Consider the following 16,459-nt stretch of genomic DNA (forward strand, 5'->3'; position numbering starts at 1 on the left):
CGCCTTCTTGTGTCCCGGAAAACCCGAATACGCCCCCGTCCCAGGACCGCACGGGCGGTCAGGGTTGTCGCAGAGAGTATGACCCCCATCGGAGGGGTCGAACGATTTTCCGGCAAAGAAACACGGCCTTGCCGCAGTTGTGCGGCATCGGTGAGCGGACTTGGACATCTCCATGCATGGTGTGGCCGTCGTGCGGCGAATGCCGTTGACTCAGTGCTGTCAGTCTGTTGCTGTCGGTATCCGCTCGATGCGAGGAGTACGCATGTACGCGCGCGTAGTCGCCGCCCCGGTGGCCGCGGTCCTGGGGACGGTGACCGCCCTGCTGAGCCCCACGTCCGATGCCCGGGCGGGCGAGCACGACGTGCCCACGGTGATCGCCCACCGGGGCGCCTCCACCTACGCACCCGAGAACACGCTGGCCGCCGTGGACAAGGCCGCCGAACTGGGCTTCTCGTGGGTCGAGAACGACGTCCAGCGCACCAAGGACGGCGAGCTGGTCGTCGTGCACGACGAGACCCTGCGGCGCACCACGAACGCCGAGGAGGTCTTCCCCGACCGGGCGCCGTGGAAGGTGCGGGACTTCACCGCCGCCGAGATCGCCCGGCTGGACGCGGGCAGCTGGTTCTCCCCGGCCTACGCGGGCGTGCGCGTGCCGACACTGAAGGAGTACATGCGCCGGATCGAACACGATCACGAGAAACTCCTCCTGGAGATCAAGAATCCGGAGCTGTACCCGGGCATCGAGCAGCAGACGCTGAAGCTGCTGGACAACGAGGGCTGGCTGGACGGCGGGCACCTGGGGCGGCTGATCGTGCAGAGCTTCAGCGCCGACAGCGTGCGGACCGTGCACGAGCTGAAGCCGTCGGTCATCACCGGCTACCTCGGTACGCCCACCGTGGCGCAGCTGCACGGGTTCACGCGCTTCGCGGATCTGATCAATCCCTCGTACGGGTCACTCTCCCAGGGGTACGTCGCCTCCGTGCACGCCTTGGACGGACCGCACGGCCGGCCGCTGGAGCTCCTCGCCTGGACGGTGGACGACGCGGCCACCGCACGTGAGGTCGCCGGTTACGGAGTCGACGGGATCATCAGCAACAAGCCCGACGTGGTGCGGGCGGCGCTGGGCTCCGGCTGACCCGGCCGGCGTTGTCAGTGGCGGGCCGTACCGTAGGCGCATGGACAGCCATGCACAGGATGAGCAGCGGGTCGTGTGGGCCGTCGTCGGCACGGACATCGGCCCGCTGATGCTGGCGGCGACCCGCGACGGCCTGGTCAACGTCGTCTTCCACGCCTCGGACGCGGTGCGCGGCCGGGCGCTGGAGCGGCTGGCCGCACGGCTGGGTTCCGAGCCCGTGGAGGACCCGGACTCGCCGCTGCTGAGCGAGGCGATAGGCCAGCTGCGGGCGTACTTCGCGGGCCGGCGGCATGACTTCGACCTGCCGCTGGACTGGTCGCTGATCTCCGGTTTCAACCGGCAGGTCCTGCGCGAACTGGCCTCCGGTGTGCCGTACGGCACCGTGGTGGGGTACGGCGATCTGGCGGGCCGGGTCGGCCAGCCCGGCGGGGCGCAGGCGGTCGGCGCGGCGATGGGCGCCAATCCGCTGCCGGTGGTCGTGCCGTGCCACCGGGTGGTGGAGAGCGGCGGCGGCATCGGTGGTTTCGGGGGCGGGCTGGAGACCAAGCGGAAGCTGCTCGCCCTGGAGGGTGTGCTGCCGGAGCCGCTGTTCTGACCGGCCCGGAGTGTAGCTAGTCGTCGTAGTGCCGGGCCTCGAAGACGTTGCCGTCCGGGTCGCGGAAGTAGAAGCTGCGCGTGGCGTCGCCGCGGGCGCCGGACAGACCGTGGTCGATGCCCGACAAGGGGACGCCGTGTTCCTCCAGGCGGTCCCTCAGGGTGTCGAAGTCCTCGGCCGGCAGCGACAGGCAGACGTGGTTGACGGGGTGGCCCGCGCTGTCCGCGGAACCGGGCAGCATCCTCATCTGCCCGGCGAAGCCGTGCGGGGCGAGGTCGAGGATCGTGTCCTCGTTGACGCGTACGGAGGGGAAGGCCACCGTGCCCTCCGCGTACTCGGCGACCCTGACCGGCTCCAGGCCGACGGCCGTCTCGTAGAAGGCTGCCGCGGCGACCGGGTCGGCCACCCACAGGACGACGTGGTCGAGGCGCGTGGTGTTGTTCCTCATGTGCACCAGGCTGGCGGCCCCCGTGACGGGTCACAAGCGTTTATCCGCGGCCGGCGCCCGCCAGAGACTAGGAAGGACCGACGGACAGGAGGCGGGCACGTGGTGCTGGTGGTGTCGGAAGAAGTCCGGGAGGCGATCGACGCGGGGCGGCCGGTGGTGGCTCTGGAGTCCACGATCATCGCGCACGGTCTGCCCCGTCCGCGCAACTTGCAGGTGGCGTTGGAGCTGGAGGAGGCGGTGCGGCGGGAGGGTGCCGTGCCGGCGACCATCGCCGTGCTGGACGGGCGGCCCCGGGTCGGCCTGGACAAGGACCAGCTGGAGCGGGTCGCCAACGAGGACGGCATCCGCAAGCTGGGCCATCGTGACCTGCCGCTCGCCGTGGCGGCGGGGGCGAGCGGGGCGACGACCGTGTCGGCGACGGCGCAGCTGGCGTCCCTCGCGGGGGTGCGGGTGTTCGCCACCGGTGGGCTCGGCGGGGTGCACCGGGAGTGGACCGTGACCCAGGACGAGTCGGCCGACCTGGGACTGCTGGCGCGGACCCGGATCACGGTGGTGTGCGCGGGCGTGAAGTCGATCCTGGACGTACCGGCGACGTTGCAGCGGCTGGAGACCCTGGGCGTGGCCGTCGCCGGGTACGGCACCGACCGGTTCCCCGGCTTCTACCTGTCGGACTCGGGGCATCCGGTCGACTGGAGGCTGGACACTCCCGAGCGGGTCGCCGCTGTCATGCGCGCCCAGGACGCGCTGGACGCCCCGGACTCGGCGCTGATCGTCGCCCACCCGGTCCCGGAGGCGGAACAGCTGGATCCCGAGTTGCACGCGCGTGTGCTCGCCGACGCGCTGCGCGCCTGCGCGGAGCAGGGTGTCACGGGGCAGGCGGTGACCCCGTTCCTGCTGGACCACCTGGTCCGGCACACGGACGGTGCCTCGCTGAGCGCCAACCTGGCGGCGGTGCGCGGGAACGTCCGGCTCGCGGCGCGGATCTCCTCGGCGTGGGCCAGGGGGTGACCGCCGGGCGGAACGGCGCGCTGCTGGTCGTCGGCGACGTGGTCACGGACGTGATCGCCCGGCACCGGGGGCCTCTCGCGGCCGGCACCGACACGGCCGCCGTGATCCGGAGGCTGCCGGGCGGCGCGGGCGCCAACGTGGCCTGCTGGGCCGCCCACGCGGGTTGCGCGGACGTACGGCTGCTGGGGCGGGTGGGCACGGACGCCGTCGCGTGGCACGAGCGGGAGCTGGTCGCGGCCGGGGTGCGGCCCCGGCTCGTGGTGGACCGGGAGGCAGCGACCGGCACCGTGATCTGCCTCGTCGACACGGGTGCGGCGGCCGAGCGGACCTTCCTGACGGACAGCGGGGCATCCCTGCGGCTGGGCCCCGCCGACTGGTCGGACGCGCTGCTCGACGGGGTGGCCCGGTTGCATCTGTCGGGCTATCTGCTGTTCACCGGGTCGAGCCGGGCACTCGCGGAGACGGCGCTCGCGGCGGCACGCGCGCGCGGTGTGCCGGTCAGCCTGGACCCGGCCTCCGCCGGTTTCCTGGTCGAGCTGGGGGTGGACCGCTTCCTGGCGTTCGCCGAGGGGCTGGACGTGCTGCTGCCCAGCCGGGACGAGGCATGTCTGCTGACCGGGCTGCCGGATCCGGCGGACGCGGCGGCGAAGCTGAGCCGTCTCGTACCGCTGGTGGTGGCCAAGGCGGGCGCGGAGGGAGCACTGGTGGCCCGTTCGGGCGCCGTGCCGGTCCGGGTTCCGGCCGTGCCGGCGGACCCCCGGGACACCACGGGCGCGGGTGACGCCTTCACCGGTGCGTTCCTGGCCGCCCTCCTCGCGGGCGCGGCCCCGGAGGAAGCCGCGGCACGGGGCTGCCGGGCGGGTGCGGAGGCGGTCGGACGAGTGGGCGGCAGACCACCGCGTCCGGGGGACGGGGGCTGAGCGGACGGGTGCGTGCCGGCCGCCTCCGCCGGCTGCGGAGGCCTGCGAGCGGTGGCCCGGTCACGCCCTCTGCCGGATGCCGGGCCGTGCAGGCGGGCACGCGAACGCCGGAACCTGCAGGCAGGCACGCGAACCGGGACCTGTAGGCGGCGCGCCGGCAGGCGCGTGGAGCCGGCGGTCGTCGAAACGGTCCGGCGGCCGCGGCTGCCCGCTGCCCCGGCTACCCCTTGCGCCCCCACGCCGAGATCATCGGCGCCGTGGTCAGGTCCATCTGGCCGGTCTCCACGTTGGCCAGGTGCTCGTCGATCTCCGCGTCGGTGGCCAGGCCGGCGGCGACGAGCCGGCCACGGACCTGACGGACCGTCGCGGCCTCCAGGGCGGTGCAGGCGGGCGAGGCCACGGGGAAGTACGCGTCGGCCTCGACTCCGTGCAGTCCGGCCTCGCGGAGCAACCGCGGGAGTTTGCGGCCGTAGGAGAGGTCGGCGCCGCGGTCGGCGAGCAGCTTGCGGAAGCCTTGGCGCAGCCGGTTGGCGAGCCGCTGCTCGGGGCCGTACTCGTCGGGGCAGGTCAGGGGCTGGAGGGCGGGGTCGGCGTCCTCGATCAGCAGGTGTCCGCCGGGCCGCAGGGCTTTGATCATGTTCCGCAGCGCCCGTTCCCGGTCGGGTACGTGCACGAGGACGAGCCGGGCGTGGACCAGGTCGAAGTCCTCCCCGGGCGGCTCCTCGGCGCCCACGTCGTGGACGCGGATCTCCACCGGCGGGCGGTCCGCGGCGGTGAGACGGGAGGTGTCGATGTCGGTGGCGACGACCTGACCGGCCGGTCCCGCCTTCCCGGCGAGCCAGGACGTGACGGAGGGGCCGCCGGCCCCCACTTCCCAGCAGCGCCAGCCGGGGCCGACGCCGAGTCCTTCGAGGTGCCGGAAGGTCGTGGGGTCGAAGAGGGCGGTGAAGGCGTCGAAGCGTTCGCCCGCCTCGTTCTGCCGGTTGTCCAGGAGGTATCCGTCGGAGCGCGCCATGCTCCCATCATCCCGGTCAGCCGGCCCGCCCGGCTCGGTCGCCCCTTCGTCCACAGGCGGGAACAAAGCGGAACTCCCTGTTCCCACAGGCTTGCCCGCGCTTTGCCCGGGACTGGCAGACTTGCCGGGCAAGGCGCGGAAGCGTCGCATGAGGAGATCCACACGGGGAGATCCAGATGTCCATGGCAGGGAATCTGCGGAAGGTCACGGGGCTGGGCAGGGTCGGCGGCCTGCGCACGGTGGCGCGGCTGGCCCGGCGCCGGCCGCGCGTGGACCTGAGCCATCCCGCCAGGTCGCCGCTGGGCTCGTCGGTGGTGAACTGCGTGACGTATCAGGACGGCGTGCGCGTGCCCGGGTGCGCCGACCTGGTGGATGCCGTACGGCTCGTGCGCAAGACCGGCGAAGGCTTCGTCTGGCTCGGGCTGCACGAGCCGACGGACCGTGAGTTCACCGGGATCGCCGAGCTGTTCGACCTGCATCCGCTGGCGGTGGAGGACGCGATCGAGGCACACCAGCGGCCGAAGCTGGAGCACTACGGCGACACGCTCTTCGCGGTGTTCAAGACCGTGTGTTACGTGGAGCACGAGCAGCTGACGGCGACCAGTGAGGTGGTGGACACCGGCGAGATCATGGTGTTCGCCGGCGAGGACTTCGTGATCACGGTGCGGCACGGCCGGCACGGCTCGCTGGGGCCGCTGCGCGAGGAGTTGGAGGCGGACCCGCACCAGCTGGCCAAGGGACCGGCGGCCGTGCTGCACGCGATCGCCGACCATGTGGTGGACGACTACCTCAGCGTCACGGACGCGGTGCAGGCCGACATCGACCAGGTCGAGACCGACGTGTTCTCGGAGAACGGCGCGCGTCTGGACGCGGGCCGCATTTATCAGATGAAGCGCGAACTGCTGGAGCTGAAGCGGGCGGTGGTGCCCCTGGGGCGCCCGCTGGAGGACCTGGCGACCCGGCCGATACGGGTCGTCGCCCCGGAGATACAGACGTACTTCCGGGATGTGCTCGACCACTTGATCCGGGCCAAGGAACAGATCGCCGCGTTCGACGAGCTGCTCAACTCGATCCTGCAAGCACATCTCGCGCAGGTGACGGTGGCGCAGAACGAGGACATGCGGAAGATCACGGCCTGGGCCGCGGTGATCGCCGTGCCGACGATGGTGTGCGGGGTGTACGGCATGAACTTCGAGCACATGCCGGAGCTGCACTGGCGGTTCGGCTACCCATTGATCATGGCCGTGACGGCGGGGGCGTGTCTGGCGGTGTACAGGGGCTTCCGGCGCAACGGCTGGCTCTGAGCGACGGCGGCAGCGGGGATCGGCGGGCTGCCGGTACCGGTCTACGCGGTGCCGGTTCCCACAGTCATCGCGGCCGGATCTCCGGACGGCGCTTCCGGATCAGCCGCTCCAAGCGGGATGGCGCGGGTCGTCGGCTCGCACCAGGACGTCCGCCGTGCCGGCCGGGTCGGTCTCGGCCTCGTAGCGCTCGAAGGCGGGGAGGGTCCAGTGGTCGGCCTCGGGCGTACGGCGGCGGAGGGCGCCCGGGGAGAGGAGGAGGTGCACGGTCAGGTCGAAGGGGAACCAGTGGCGCAGCAGGAGGGGGCCGTGGAGCAACAGGATGCCGCCGGGCGGGAGTGGGACGTAAGGGCTGCGGGTGGCCCGGTCCGTGGCCGGATCCCACAGGTCGGGCAGGATCCGCCCGGTGCCTCCGGGGTCGAGCGGCCCGAAGACCTCCCGCCACAGGGCGCCCGTGTCGAACCATCCGTTGTAGTACGACTCCGCGTCGCGCCGGCCGTGCTCCAGGCGGAGCGAGGCGGGCCGCAGGAAGCCTTCGGTGCCGATCACGAGCGAGGGCCGGCCGCGCACCCGCAGCGCCTCGCCGACACGCGTGGCGAGGTCTCCCGGACGGGCGGCCGGGGCCCCGTCGATGCCGACGCGCTGCCAGGCGGCGCCGTCGGACGGTCCCGCGCCGGCCAGCCGGTCGGCGAGCCGCTCGGCCAGCCGTTCCCAGGTGATCGCTTCCAGTCGCACACGCCCATGATGCCGGGTGGCGGAGGAGAGCGGCGCGGGTGCCGGCGTCAGGCGGGCCGTCCGGCCGCGCGGCGGGCCGCGAGCAGGGCGGGGAGGTGCGTCTCGCTCCGCGTGCGGGCGGCGTCGAGGAGGGGAATGAGGGTGCGACCGAGGGGAGTGAGTGCGTACTCGACGCGGGGCGGGTTCTCGTCGTACGCGGTACGGGTCACCAGGCCGTCGCGCTCCATGGCGCGCAGGGTCTCGCTGAGGACCTTGGGTGTGACGGCCCTGAGCGGGACCCGCAGTTCACCGAAACGGCGTGGGCCGTTCTGGAGACAGCGGATCACCATGCCGGACCACTTGTCGCCGACCCGGAAGGGCATGGCGGACGACGGACAGAGGGGGTGGAACATGCCGGGATCGAGAGGTGCGGCACGGTCGTGGGCCGTCGCGTCGGTCATCCGTCGAGGGTAACGCCGATTCCGTTGCGGTAACCGGGGGTCCGGTCCCTAACGTCCTGGTCCGATCGCGGGCGACCGCGCAGGACTTGGAGGTCGGGATGAGCGGGATCGTGGTCTTCGGTGCCGGGGGCCGGGCCGGTCGGGCGGTGACGGCCGAGGCACGGGCGCGTGGGTACGCGGTGACGGCCGTGGTGCGGGATCCGGCGAGATATCCGGATCTCGGAGCGGAGGGTGTCACGGTCGTACGGGGCGATGTCACCGATCTCCGGTCGGTCACGGGGGTCGCCGCCGGGCATGCCGGGGCCGTGCACGCCGTTTCGCCGTTCAGCGGGCCGGAGCAGGGTTTCGACACGCTCGACCCCGGGTTCTTCGTGAAGGCGGCGGACGCGCTGCTCGAAGGCCTCGCCGCGGCCGGCGTGGGCCGGCTCGTCGCGGTGGGTCTCGGGGCGAACCTGCTCGGCGCGGACGGGCGGCCGGTGATGGACGACCCGGGCGCGTTCCCCCCGGCGATCCGGCCGTTCGCGCTGGCGCACACGGCCGGCCTGCACCGGCTGCGGGAGCGCGGGGACGGGCCCGTCGACTGGGTGATGCTGACGCCCGCCGGGTACCTGGAGCACAGCGGTGCGCGGACGGGGCGGTACCGCGTCGGAGGGGAGCGGCTGCCGGGCGGCGATCCTGAGCCATGGCTGTCGTACGCGGACCTCGCGGTGGCGGTGGTCGACGAGATCGAGCAACCGGTGCGGCACCGGAAGCGGGTGTCGGTGTTCAACTACCGGGAGGAGAAGAGGTAGTTCCGAGAGGTGGGACAGGAGGACGTACGCAGGAGGGACTGACCGGAGGGGAAGGAAGGTAGGCGGGCGTGGGAGCCGTGGGCGGTGACGGGGAAAGTACCGCGTATGGCGCTTCCCGCAACTCCCCACTCCCCCGGTCGTCTTGTCGCCATCCAGCCGCTGAAGCGCAGGCGGTGTGCCGGTTGCCGGCGCGGTCCGCTGTCGCTGCTGATGCTGGAGGACGGGGCGCCGCGCTGCCTGGACTGCGCCGACCTCGGCCATCTGGTGTTCCTGCCGCGCGGCGACACGGCCCTGACGCGCAGGTCGCGGGAGGAGAGCGGGCTGTCGGTGGTGGTCGTGCGGTTCAACCGGCGCAAGAGCCGCTACGAACGCCAGGGCGTGCTCGTGCAGGAGGCCGCGCTGGCCCGGGCCGAGGCCCGCTGTCTGGCGGACGCCGAGGCCCGGCGCCGGCGGCGGGCGCGGGACGCGCGGCGCCGGGCGGCGGAGGACGAGCGGTTCGCGGCGGCGTTCGCGGCCGAGATCCTTCGGCTGTTCCCCGGTTGCCCCGCCGAGCGGGCCCGCGCCATCGCGGCTCACGCGTCGGTGCGGGGCAGTGGACGGGTGGGTCGCAGCGCGGCCGGACGGGCACTGACCGAAGGGGCGGTGATCTCGGCGGTCGTGGCGGGCGTGCGGCATGGGGACACGGCGTACGACCGGCTCTTGATGAGCGGGGTCCCCCGGTACGAGGCGCGGCGGCGGATCACGGGGACCGTGGAGAGCGTGCTGCGGGCGTGGCAGGAGGCTGGTGAGGAGGACGTGGGTTGAGGAACGGGCTCGGGGTGAACGTGGACGGGGTGGGCCCGGCTGGCGCTTGCAGGGCCACCGGCGTCCGCGGAGGGCTCGTGTGACAGCGGGCCTCGGCCGGGCCTGGCGACGCTTGCCCGCGCCGGCGGGGTGCCTCGCCCTGGTGGCGGCGCCTCCAGCGCTCACCCGTACCCGGATGGGGCATGGGAGCTGTGTGAGTGGCCAGGGCGCGCCCGTGGTGCGGATGGGGTGCGGTGACGGATGAGAGGGATCGGTGCCGGGCTGCGGTCCGGCCGGGACGGAAATGGGGGTGCGGGGATGATCGGCGGGCCGTTCTTCGTGCTGGTCGTGGTGGGCGTTCTCGGGACCGGGCTGGTGGCCGGGGTCTTCTGCGGGTTCTCGACCTTCGTGATGCGGGGGCTCGCGGCGCTGCCGCCCGCGCAGGGTGTGGCGGCGATAAACGCGATCAACGTCGCGGCGGTGCGGCCGGCCTTCATGACCGTGTTCGCCGGGTCGGCGGCGTTGTGCGCGCTGATCGCGGTGGTGACGTTCGTGGTGTGGCCTGAGGAGGGGAAGGCGGAACTGCTGCTGGGCAGCGCGTTGTACCTGGCCGGCTCGTTCGGGCTGACGGTCGTCGCGAACGTGCCCCGAAACGACCGGCTGGCCCGGCTCACCCCGGGAGCGCCGGAGGCCGCGGTGTACTGGCCGGCGTATGTGCGCGAGTGGACGTTCTGGAACCACGTCCGGACGGTCGCCGCCGCCGCGGCGGCCCTGTTCTACATATTGGCCCTCGCCTGAGCCGCCCCGGCCGCGCACCCTGGGAGAAAGCGCTGTCCGCCACTCTGCGCGGGCGTCCGCGGAGACGTATCGTGGCCGCAAGAGCGCCGCCCGATGACGCACGGCCCTTCGTTCACCCGGTGCCTCCGCTGCCCGTACGCGAGGAAGACGCCATGGCCGATCCCAAGGGGTTCATGACCACGCCGCGCCAGGAGTGGCCGCGGCGGCCCGTGGAGCAGCGGGTGCGGGACTGGGACGAGGTGTACGTCCCGGGCGCGCTGCTGCCCATCATCAGCAAGCAGGCCGACCGCTGCATGGACTGTGGCGTCCCCTTCTGCCACCAGGCCTGCCCGCTGGGCAATCTCATCCCGGAGTGGAACGACCTGGTCGCACGGGAGGACTGGCGGTCGGCGAGCGACCGGCTGCACGCCACGAACAACTTCCCGGAGTTCACCGGGCGGCTGTGCCCGGCGCCGTGCGAGGCGGGGTGCGTGCTGGCGATCAACCAGCCGGCCGTCACCATCAAGAACGTCGAGTGCGCGATCGCCGACCGGGCGTGGGAGGAGGGTTTCACGCCTCCCCGGCCGCCCGAGCGGCTGTCCGGGAAGACGGTCGCCGTCATCGGCTCCGGGCCCACCGGGCTGGCCGCGGCACAGCAGCTGACCCGGGCGGGACACACGGTGGCGGTGTACGAGAAGGACGACCGAATCGGCGGGCTGATGCGGTACGGCATCCCCGGGTTCAAGATGGAGAAGCGGCACCTGGAGAGGCGGATCGAGCAGATGCGGGCCGAGGGGACGAAGTTCCGCACGTCGACGGCGGTCGGCCGGGACGTCCCGGCGGCCGAACTGCGGTCCCGGTACGACGCGGTGGTGATCGCCACGGGTGCGACGGCGTGGCGGGAACTCCCGGTGCCGGGCCGTGCGTTGAACGGGATACACCAGGCGATGGAGTACCTGCCGCTGGCCAACCGCGTGTGCGAGGGGGATCTGGAGGTGTCGCCGCTGTCGGCCGCCGGCAAGCACGTCGTGATCGTCGGCGGCGGGGACACCGGGGCGGACTGTCTGGGCACCGCGGTGCGCGAGGGGGCCGCGTCCGTGACCCAGCTGGACATCTACGCACAGCCGACGGCGGAGCGCGACGAGGACGCCGAGCCGTGGCCGACGTACCCCAAGGTCTACCGGCTGTCGGCCGCGCACGAGGAGGCGCGGGACCTGCGGACGGCACCGGCGGCGGACGCGGACGCGCGGCTGTTCGCGGCGTCCACGCTCCGCTTCACCGGCGACGAGAGGGGGAACGTACGGTCACTGCACCTGGTGGAGGTCGACGAGCAGCGGCGTCCGGTGCCGGGTACCGGGCGGACGCTCCCCGCCGACCTGGTGCTGCTCGCCCTCGGGTTCTCCGGGCCGGACCAGGAGGACGGTCTCATCGAGCAGTTGGGGCTGGCGTTGCAGCCGCGCGGCACGATCGCCCGGGACGACGGTTTCGCGACCAACGCCCCGGGGGTGTTCGTCGCGGGGGACGCGGCGCGCGGGCAGTCGCTCATCGTGTGGGCGATAGCGGAGGGCCGGGCGGTCGCGGCGGCCGTGGACCGCTATCTGACGGGGAGTTCCCGGCTGCCGGCCCCGATCCGGCCCACGGACCGGCCGATGGTGGTCTGACACACCGACGGGGAGCCGCACAAGAACGGGTGCGGCCGGGGACCGCCGGGAGCTGCCCTCAGCCGGCGGCGCGTTCGTCGGTGCCCGCGACCTTTCCCGTGGCCAGGGCCACGCGGTTCCACGTGTTGATCGTGAGGATCAGCGACAGGACGTGGGCCAGTTCCTGGTCCTCGAAGTGTGCGGCGGCCTCGGCGTAGACGGTGTCGGGGACACCGCCGTCGGCTACCAGGGTCACCGCCTCCGTCAGGGCGAGGGCGGCCTGTTCCCTCGGGGTGAAGAAGTGCCGGGCCTCGCGCCAGACGGCGACCATGTGCAGCCGGTCCTCGTTCTCGCCGGCCTTGCGGGCGTCGTTGGTGTGCATGTGCAGGCAGTAGGCGCAGCGGTTGAGATGGGAGGCGCGGATCTGGATCAGTTCGACCAGGGCCGGTTCGAGGCCCTGGCGGGCGGCGGCGTCCAGGCCGACGACCGCCCGGAACACCTTCGGGGCGGCCTTCGCGAAGTCCAGGCGGGTACGGGTGGCCCCGGCCGGGGCGATGCCGTGCGGGAGGCCGACGGTGGAGGTGGCGGCGGTCGCGGTGGTCGTGTTCGTCGTCATGTCTCCAGCCTAGGGACCGAAAAGACCGGCAGTAGGGTGCATTTCCATGACGGAATCGTGGGTCAATTCCGCGGAGCGGATCGGTGCGGACCTGCATCTCGAGCTGTCGGGTCCGGGTGGCCGGCGGGCGGCGCTGACCAGGGCTCTGCGCGAGGCCGTGCGCAGCGGGCGGCTGGCGCCGGGCACCCGGTTGCCGCCGTACCGGTCGCTCGCCGCGGACCTGGGGGTGGCCCGCAACACGGTGGCCGACGCCTACGCCGAGCTGGTCGCCGAGGGCTGGCTGACCGCCCGGCAGGGTTCCGGGACGCGGGTGGCGGAGCGGGCCGGGCCGCCGCGTGACACCGTACGAACGCCCGTCGAGGTGCCCCCGCGCGCACGGGGGCCGGTGCACGACCTGCGGCAGGGGGCGCCGGACGCGTCGGCCTTTCCGCGTGCGGCGTGGGCGGCCTCGTACCGCCGGGCCTTGCAGGCGGCGCCGAGCGAGGCGTTCGGTCCGGGCGATCCCGCCGGGCGCCGCGAGTTGCGCGAGACGCTGACGGAGTACCTGGCTCGCGCGCGGGGGGTGCGTACCGAGCCGGACCGGATCGTGATCTGCTCGGGGTTCGCGCACGCGCTGCGGCTTCTCTTCGGCCGGGGCGTCCGGGACGGGCCGGGTACGGGCGGGGTGGTGCGCGGTCCGCTGGGCGTGGAGGCGTACGGGCTGGGGTTCCACCGGGAACTGCTCACGGCGGCGGGCGTGCGCACCGTACCGCTGCCGCTGGACGAGCACGGGGCGCGGGTGGACGCGCTGGGGCGCGAGCGGGCGGTGCTGCTGACACCTGCGCACCAGTTCCCGACCGGCGGCCCGCTGCACCCGGAGCGCCGGGCGGCGGTGATCGACTGGGCACGCGCGCGGGGGGCGGTGGTGCTGGAGGACGACTACGACGGCGAGTTCCGCTACGACCGCCGGCCCGTCGGCGCGTTGCAGGGGCTCGACCCGGAGCGGGTGATCCACATCGGGTCGGTCAGCAAGAGCCTGTCGCCGGCGCTGCGGCTGGGCTGGATGGTCCTGCCGCAGCGGTACGTGGAGCCGGTGCTGGCGGCGAAGGGTGAGCGGGAGGGGTGGGCGAGCGTGCTGGACCAGCTGGCTCTCGCGGACTTCGTCGCCTGTGGGTCGTACGACCGTCATGTGCGGCGTATGCGGCAGCGGTACCGGCGCAGGCGGGACCGGCTCGTCGCGGCGCTCGCCGCGCGGGCGCCGCACATCGAGGTGACGGGGATCGCGGCCGGGCTGCACGCGGTGCTGCGGCTGCCGCCCGGCACGGAGCGGTCGACGGTGAAGGCCGCCGTGTGGCAGGGCGTCGCGCTCGACGGGCTGGCCGCGTTCCGGCATCCGCGGAGTCCGACGGATGCCGGCGACGGCCTGGTGGTGGGATACGCCGCCCCGGCCGAACACGTCTACGGGGCCGCGCTGGAGGCGCTGTGCGGGGTGCTGCCGCCGGAGTGAGGCAGGGACCGTTCCCGGGCCGGGACAACGGCATGATCCCCGCTTGCGGGGCGGTGGCCCGCAAGCCGTAGACCGGGTTCCCGCGCGGCCTGACCGGCCTTGCGGAAGCGCGGGGTGCGCTCCGTCCTCGTCGGAATGAAGTGCGGCAGGGCGACCAGGGAGGCGGCGACCGGCCGGTCCGGGTCCGCGACGCGCCGGGCGCCGCTGGGCGACCTGGTGCGGTTCGGTTCGGTGGGGATGCCGGTGCCGATGTGCAGGAACCGCCGTACGCCCTGCTGGGCCGGCCGGCGCGTGGCGGGGTGCAGGAACGCGCGGTGGACCCGGATGGTCACCGGCGCCCTGGGGTCGAGGGCCGGCATCTGCCGGCCCATCGCCTCGTCGACGGGGTGGTTGTCCTTGCCGCCGGGATACCAGTCGTACGTCCGCGCGGGACGCGGCTCGCCGGTGTCGATCCGGACGGCCGTCGGGTTCTGCCCCGTCATGCCGCACTCCGCGGGCGTCAAGCGGGGTCGATCAGCAACTTGCTGTCACAGTGAGGGAGTTGGGTCAGAAACAACACACGCCGTAGTCAGGACAGCAGGAAATCGGCCTCCCCTGCCTTGGCGCCCTGTATGAACGCGGTCATCTCCGCCGTGGTGTAGATCAGGGCCGGCCCGTCCGGGTCGGTCGACTGGCGTACGGCGATCCGCCCGTCGGCCAGCTTCATCGCCTCCAGGCAGTTCCCGCCGTTGCCGCCGCTCCAGGGCTTGTGCCACCCCTCGCTTCCCAACTCCCGCGCGGGCATGCCGTTGTAGACGTGTCCGCGCGGCTTGATGCGATCCATTCACAGCTCCTTGCGGAGATCCCGGAGGATCTCCTTCGTGCGTTGTGCAGTAGCGGCCTGCGCCGCCATGCGGTCCATGACCTCCAGGTGGGTCGCCACCTCGGTGCGCGCGTCGAGGTAGACGGCGCCGGTCAGGTACTCGCTGTAGACCATGTCGGGCAGTTCCGGCATGGCGAATCGGAACAGCACGAAGGGCCCGTACGTGCCCGGGTGCGGCCCGTGGGCGAACGGGGCGACCTGGAGCGTCACATGGGGCAGCTCCGTGGCCTGGAGCAACTTGTCGATCTGCGCGCGCATCACCTCCGGGCCGCCGACCGGGCGGCGCAGGGCGGTCTCGTCCATCACCACCCAGAAGCGGGGGGCGTCGGGACGGGTGAGCAGTTGCTGGCGTTGCATGCGCAGCGCGACGTGCCGCTCGATGTCCTCCGGGCTCGTCTGGCCGACGGCACCGGACTTCAGCACCCCGCGCGCGTAGTCCTCGGTCTGCAGCAGACCGGGGACGAAGTGCGGCTCGTAGGAGCGGATGAGGCCGGCCGCGCCCTCCAGGCTGACGTACATCGAGAACCAGCCCGGCAGGATGTCGTGGAACCGCTGCCACCAGCCGGGCTTGTTCGCCTCCTCGGCCAGCTGGACGAAGATCTCGGCCTCGTCGTCGGGGACGCCGTAGGCCTTCAGCAGCAGTTGGAGGTACGGGATCTTGAGGGAGACCTCGGCCGTCTCCATGCGGCGGACGGTGGCGGGGGCGACACGGAGGACGCGGGCGGCCTCCTCGCGCTTCAGTCCGGCGCGTTCCCGCAGGTCCAGCAGGCGCCGGCCGAGGACCACCTGGCCCACCGTCGGCGCGGACCGCGGTTCGCTCACGCTCCCACCTCCACCGAAAGTTCGCTGACAGCCCTACGGCGCCACTCGAAAGTTCATTCGAAGACCGGGCCGGACCTCCGAGGACTCCAATTGGCGCCGCGCGACGTGCTGTTGCGAGCAGTCTGCCACGTGCCCTGACCGAGTCACACAGCACTCTGCAATTTTCAGAGTGACTCTTGCCAAGTGTCCGTGGCAGGGCGATAGTGGCAGGCGTGATTCCGTCCGCGCCTTTAGGAACAGACGCCGCCGCTGACCGTCCCGGTCTCGGCGCCGCTGCGGGTTCCCCCGCGCGAGCCGGTTCGAACGCGGGGGAGGCGGCGACCTCCCCGGGGGGCACTGCCGAGCGCAGGTTCCGCTTCGAACTCGCCGCACATCCGGGCTCCGTCGCCCAGGCCAGACGCCTGACGCGCGCCCGGCTGTCGGGCTGGGCGGTGTGCGCGGACACCTGTGACAGCGCCGCCCTGGTCATATCCGAGCTGGTCACCAACGCGATCGTGCACACCGCGAGCGGCCGGGTCGTGTGCGAGCTGCACGACCACGACGACATGGTGCGCATAGCCGTACGTGACGAGGGCTGTGCTCCTGGCGAACCCCACCCTTCTCCGCAGCGACCTGACGAGGAGCACGGGAGGGGGTTGCTCCTCGTCGACGCGCTGTGCCGGGCCTGGGGTGCCCAGGAGCACGGCCCCGGCCTGCTCGTCTGGGCGGAGCTGCCCCGGCAGGGCGACGCCGCCTCCCAGGACGCCGCCGAGCCGCGCGACGACCTGGGCTGGGGCGCCCGCCCCAAGCCGGGCCGCCCGGGCGACTCCGACAACGACCGGCCGGCCGGGGCGAGTGGGCGGGCGGCGCGGGACGAGCGACGGGGTACGGCACCGGGGCCGCACCGGGACGCCGTACCGGAGGAGCGCCGGGACGCGGCCGCGGCCTCCGGGCAGCAGGGGGACGTCGCCTTCGGGCAGCACGGGGACGCCGTACGGGAGGGCCGCCCCGACGTGGCCTCCGGGCAACACGGGGACACGGCCAGGGAGCACCGCCGGGACGCCGTACCGGAGCAGCAACGGCGGACTCCTCGGCTGAACGGGCCG

The 16,459-nt window shown here is 73.1% G+C and carries 17 protein-coding genes and 2 pseudogenes; 11 read left to right on the forward strand and 8 right to left on the reverse strand.

Translation table 11 applies throughout. The features are described from left to right. The first annotated feature begins 262 nt into the window (after positions 1–262). The gene (locus AB0947_RS18160; protein ID WP_366751324.1) at positions 263–1,135 is read left to right on the forward strand and encodes a glycerophosphodiester phosphodiesterase family protein; all 873 of its coding nucleotides are present in this window, start codon (positions 263–265) and stop codon (positions 1,133–1,135) included. Between the two features lie 40 nt (positions 1,136–1,175). After that, a complete protein-coding gene (locus AB0947_RS18165; protein WP_366751325.1) occupies positions 1,176–1,730 on the forward strand; it encodes a methylated-DNA--[protein]-cysteine S-methyltransferase in 555 nt (184 codons plus the stop codon). A 16-nt stretch (positions 1,731–1,746) separates the two neighbouring features. Here AB0947_RS18165 and AB0947_RS18170 read toward each other — a convergent pair whose 3' ends face one another. Continuing rightward, entirely contained in the window at positions 1,747–2,178 is a 432-nt protein-coding gene (locus AB0947_RS18170; RefSeq protein ID WP_366751326.1) for a VOC family protein, read from the reverse strand. 99 nt (positions 2,179–2,277) lie between these two features. Here AB0947_RS18170 and AB0947_RS18175 point away from each other — a divergent pair, with 99 nt between their 5' ends. Next, a complete protein-coding gene (locus tag AB0947_RS18175) occupies positions 2,278–3,186 on the forward strand; it encodes a pseudouridine-5'-phosphate glycosidase (RefSeq protein ID WP_366751327.1) in 909 nt (302 codons plus the stop codon). Continuing rightward, entirely contained in the window at positions 3,171–4,106 is a 936-nt protein-coding gene (locus AB0947_RS18180; RefSeq protein WP_366751328.1) for a PfkB family carbohydrate kinase, read from the forward strand. The genes AB0947_RS18175 and AB0947_RS18180 overlap by 16 nt, the downstream gene beginning before the upstream one ends. 220 nt (positions 4,107–4,326) lie before the next feature. On the opposite strand, the gene AB0947_RS18185 is transcribed toward AB0947_RS18180, so the two are convergent. Beyond that, positions 4,327–5,121 carry a methyltransferase domain-containing protein gene (locus AB0947_RS18185; RefSeq protein WP_366751329.1) on the reverse strand — a complete coding sequence of 265 codons (795 nt, stop codon included), beginning with the start codon at positions 5,119–5,121 and terminating at the stop codon, positions 4,327–4,329. Between the two features lie 176 nt (positions 5,122–5,297). Here AB0947_RS18185 and AB0947_RS18190 point away from each other — a divergent pair, with 176 nt between their 5' ends. Continuing rightward, positions 5,298–6,425, forward strand: coding sequence for a magnesium and cobalt transport protein CorA (locus AB0947_RS18190; protein ID WP_366751330.1), 1,128 nt, complete (start codon positions 5,298–5,300; stop codon positions 6,423–6,425). A 99-nt stretch (positions 6,426–6,524) separates the two neighbouring features. On the opposite strand, the gene AB0947_RS18195 is transcribed toward AB0947_RS18190, so the two are convergent. Next, positions 6,525–7,157, reverse strand: coding sequence for a uridine kinase (locus AB0947_RS18195; RefSeq protein ID WP_366751331.1), 633 nt, complete (start codon positions 7,155–7,157; stop codon positions 6,525–6,527). A gap of 47 nt (positions 7,158–7,204) precedes the next feature. Beyond that, positions 7,205–7,597 (reverse strand): helix-turn-helix domain-containing protein, encoded by a 393-nt coding sequence (locus AB0947_RS18200; protein WP_366751332.1) that lies wholly within the window; start codon positions 7,595–7,597, stop codon positions 7,205–7,207. Positions 7,598–7,695: 98 nt separating this feature from the next. On the opposite strand from AB0947_RS18200, the gene AB0947_RS18205 reads away from it, so the two are divergent. The 4 genes from AB0947_RS18205 to AB0947_RS18220 all read left to right on the forward strand — a co-directional run bounded on the left by AB0947_RS18205 (position 7,696) and on the right by AB0947_RS18220 (position 11,609). Further along, a complete protein-coding gene (locus AB0947_RS18205) occupies positions 7,696–8,388 on the forward strand; it encodes an NAD(P)H-binding protein (RefSeq protein ID WP_366751333.1) in 693 nt (230 codons plus the stop codon). Between the two features lie 105 nt (positions 8,389–8,493). Then, positions 8,494–9,192, forward strand: a complete 699-nt coding sequence (locus AB0947_RS18210) for a DUF2293 domain-containing protein (RefSeq protein ID WP_366751334.1) — start codon at positions 8,494–8,496, stop codon at positions 9,190–9,192. A gap of 297 nt (positions 9,193–9,489) precedes the next feature. Continuing rightward, the gene (locus AB0947_RS18215) at positions 9,490–9,969 is read left to right on the forward strand and encodes an anthrone oxygenase family protein (RefSeq protein ID WP_366751335.1); all 480 of its coding nucleotides are present in this window, start codon (positions 9,490–9,492) and stop codon (positions 9,967–9,969) included. A 152-nt stretch (positions 9,970–10,121) separates the two neighbouring features. Further along, the gene (locus AB0947_RS18220; RefSeq protein ID WP_366751336.1) at positions 10,122–11,609 is read left to right on the forward strand and encodes a glutamate synthase subunit beta; all 1,488 of its coding nucleotides are present in this window, start codon (positions 10,122–10,124) and stop codon (positions 11,607–11,609) included. A gap of 58 nt (positions 11,610–11,667) precedes the next feature. On the opposite strand, the gene AB0947_RS18225 is transcribed toward AB0947_RS18220, so the two are convergent. Next, positions 11,668–12,204: a carboxymuconolactone decarboxylase family protein gene (locus AB0947_RS18225; protein WP_366751337.1), complete on the reverse strand. Its 537-nt coding sequence runs from the start codon at positions 12,202–12,204 to the stop codon at positions 11,668–11,670. Positions 12,205–12,250: 46 nt separating this feature from the next. Between AB0947_RS18225 and AB0947_RS18230 the strand changes: the two genes are divergently transcribed. Continuing rightward, positions 12,251–13,690 (forward strand): PLP-dependent aminotransferase family protein, encoded by a 1,440-nt coding sequence (locus tag AB0947_RS18230; protein WP_366751338.1) that lies wholly within the window; start codon positions 12,251–12,253, stop codon positions 13,688–13,690. A 114-nt stretch (positions 13,691–13,804) separates the two neighbouring features. Here the strand turns inward: AB0947_RS18230 and AB0947_RS18235 are convergent. The 3 genes and pseudogenes from AB0947_RS18235 to AB0947_RS18245 all read right to left on the reverse strand — a co-directional run. After that, a pseudogene (locus tag AB0947_RS18235) lies at positions 13,805–14,172 on the reverse strand (SAM-dependent methyltransferase); the annotation flags it as partial. An 86-nt stretch (positions 14,173–14,258) separates the two neighbouring features. After that, positions 14,259–14,513: a DUF397 domain-containing protein gene (locus AB0947_RS18240; RefSeq protein WP_366751339.1), complete on the reverse strand. Its 255-nt coding sequence runs from the start codon at positions 14,511–14,513 to the stop codon at positions 14,259–14,261. Further along, entirely contained in the window at positions 14,514–15,374 is an 861-nt protein-coding gene (locus tag AB0947_RS18245) for a helix-turn-helix transcriptional regulator (RefSeq protein WP_366751340.1), read from the reverse strand. A gap of 203 nt (positions 15,375–15,577) precedes the next feature. Between AB0947_RS18245 and AB0947_RS18250 the strand changes: the two are divergent. Next, positions 15,578–16,168: pseudogene (locus AB0947_RS18250) on the forward strand (ATP-binding protein); the annotation flags it as partial. Between the last annotated feature and the right edge of the window lie 291 nt (positions 16,169–16,459).

Origin of the sequence: Streptomyces sp. NPDC047841, from assembly GCF_040704085.1 — a bacterium.
GTDB classification, from domain to species: Bacteria; Actinomycetota; Actinomycetes; order Streptomycetales; family Streptomycetaceae; genus Streptomyces; species Streptomyces argyrophylli.

Excerpts from the sequence above, each read along its gene's own strand:
- AB0947_RS18160 (WP_366751324.1), top strand. The coding sequence starts at position 263 with ATGTACGCGCGCGTAGTCGCCGCCCCGGTGGCCGCGGTCCTGGGGACG.
- AB0947_RS18165 (WP_366751325.1), top strand. The coding sequence starts at position 1,176 with ATGGACAGCCATGCACAGGATGAGCAGCGGGTCGTGTGGGCCGTCGTC.
- AB0947_RS18170 (WP_366751326.1), bottom strand. The coding sequence starts at position 2,178 with ATGAGGAACAACACCACGCGCCTCGACCACGTCGTCCTGTGGGTGGCC.
- AB0947_RS18185 (WP_366751329.1), bottom strand. The coding sequence starts at position 5,121 with ATGGCGCGCTCCGACGGATACCTCCTGGACAACCGGCAGAACGAGGCG.
- AB0947_RS18190 (WP_366751330.1), top strand. The coding sequence starts at position 5,298 with ATGTCCATGGCAGGGAATCTGCGGAAGGTCACGGGGCTGGGCAGGGTC.
- AB0947_RS18200 (WP_366751332.1), bottom strand. The coding sequence starts at position 7,597 with ATGACCGACGCGACGGCCCACGACCGTGCCGCACCTCTCGATCCCGGC.
- AB0947_RS18205 (WP_366751333.1), top strand. The coding sequence starts at position 7,696 with ATGAGCGGGATCGTGGTCTTCGGTGCCGGGGGCCGGGCCGGTCGGGCG.
- AB0947_RS18210 (WP_366751334.1), top strand. The coding sequence starts at position 8,494 with ATGGCGCTTCCCGCAACTCCCCACTCCCCCGGTCGTCTTGTCGCCATC.
- AB0947_RS18215 (WP_366751335.1), top strand. The coding sequence starts at position 9,490 with ATGATCGGCGGGCCGTTCTTCGTGCTGGTCGTGGTGGGCGTTCTCGGG.
- AB0947_RS18220 (WP_366751336.1), top strand. The coding sequence starts at position 10,122 with ATGGCCGATCCCAAGGGGTTCATGACCACGCCGCGCCAGGAGTGGCCG.
- AB0947_RS18225 (WP_366751337.1), bottom strand. The coding sequence starts at position 12,204 with ATGACGACGAACACGACCACCGCGACCGCCGCCACCTCCACCGTCGGC.
- AB0947_RS18230 (WP_366751338.1), top strand. The coding sequence starts at position 12,251 with ATGACGGAATCGTGGGTCAATTCCGCGGAGCGGATCGGTGCGGACCTG.
- AB0947_RS18240 (WP_366751339.1), bottom strand. The coding sequence starts at position 14,513 with ATGGATCGCATCAAGCCGCGCGGACACGTCTACAACGGCATGCCCGCG.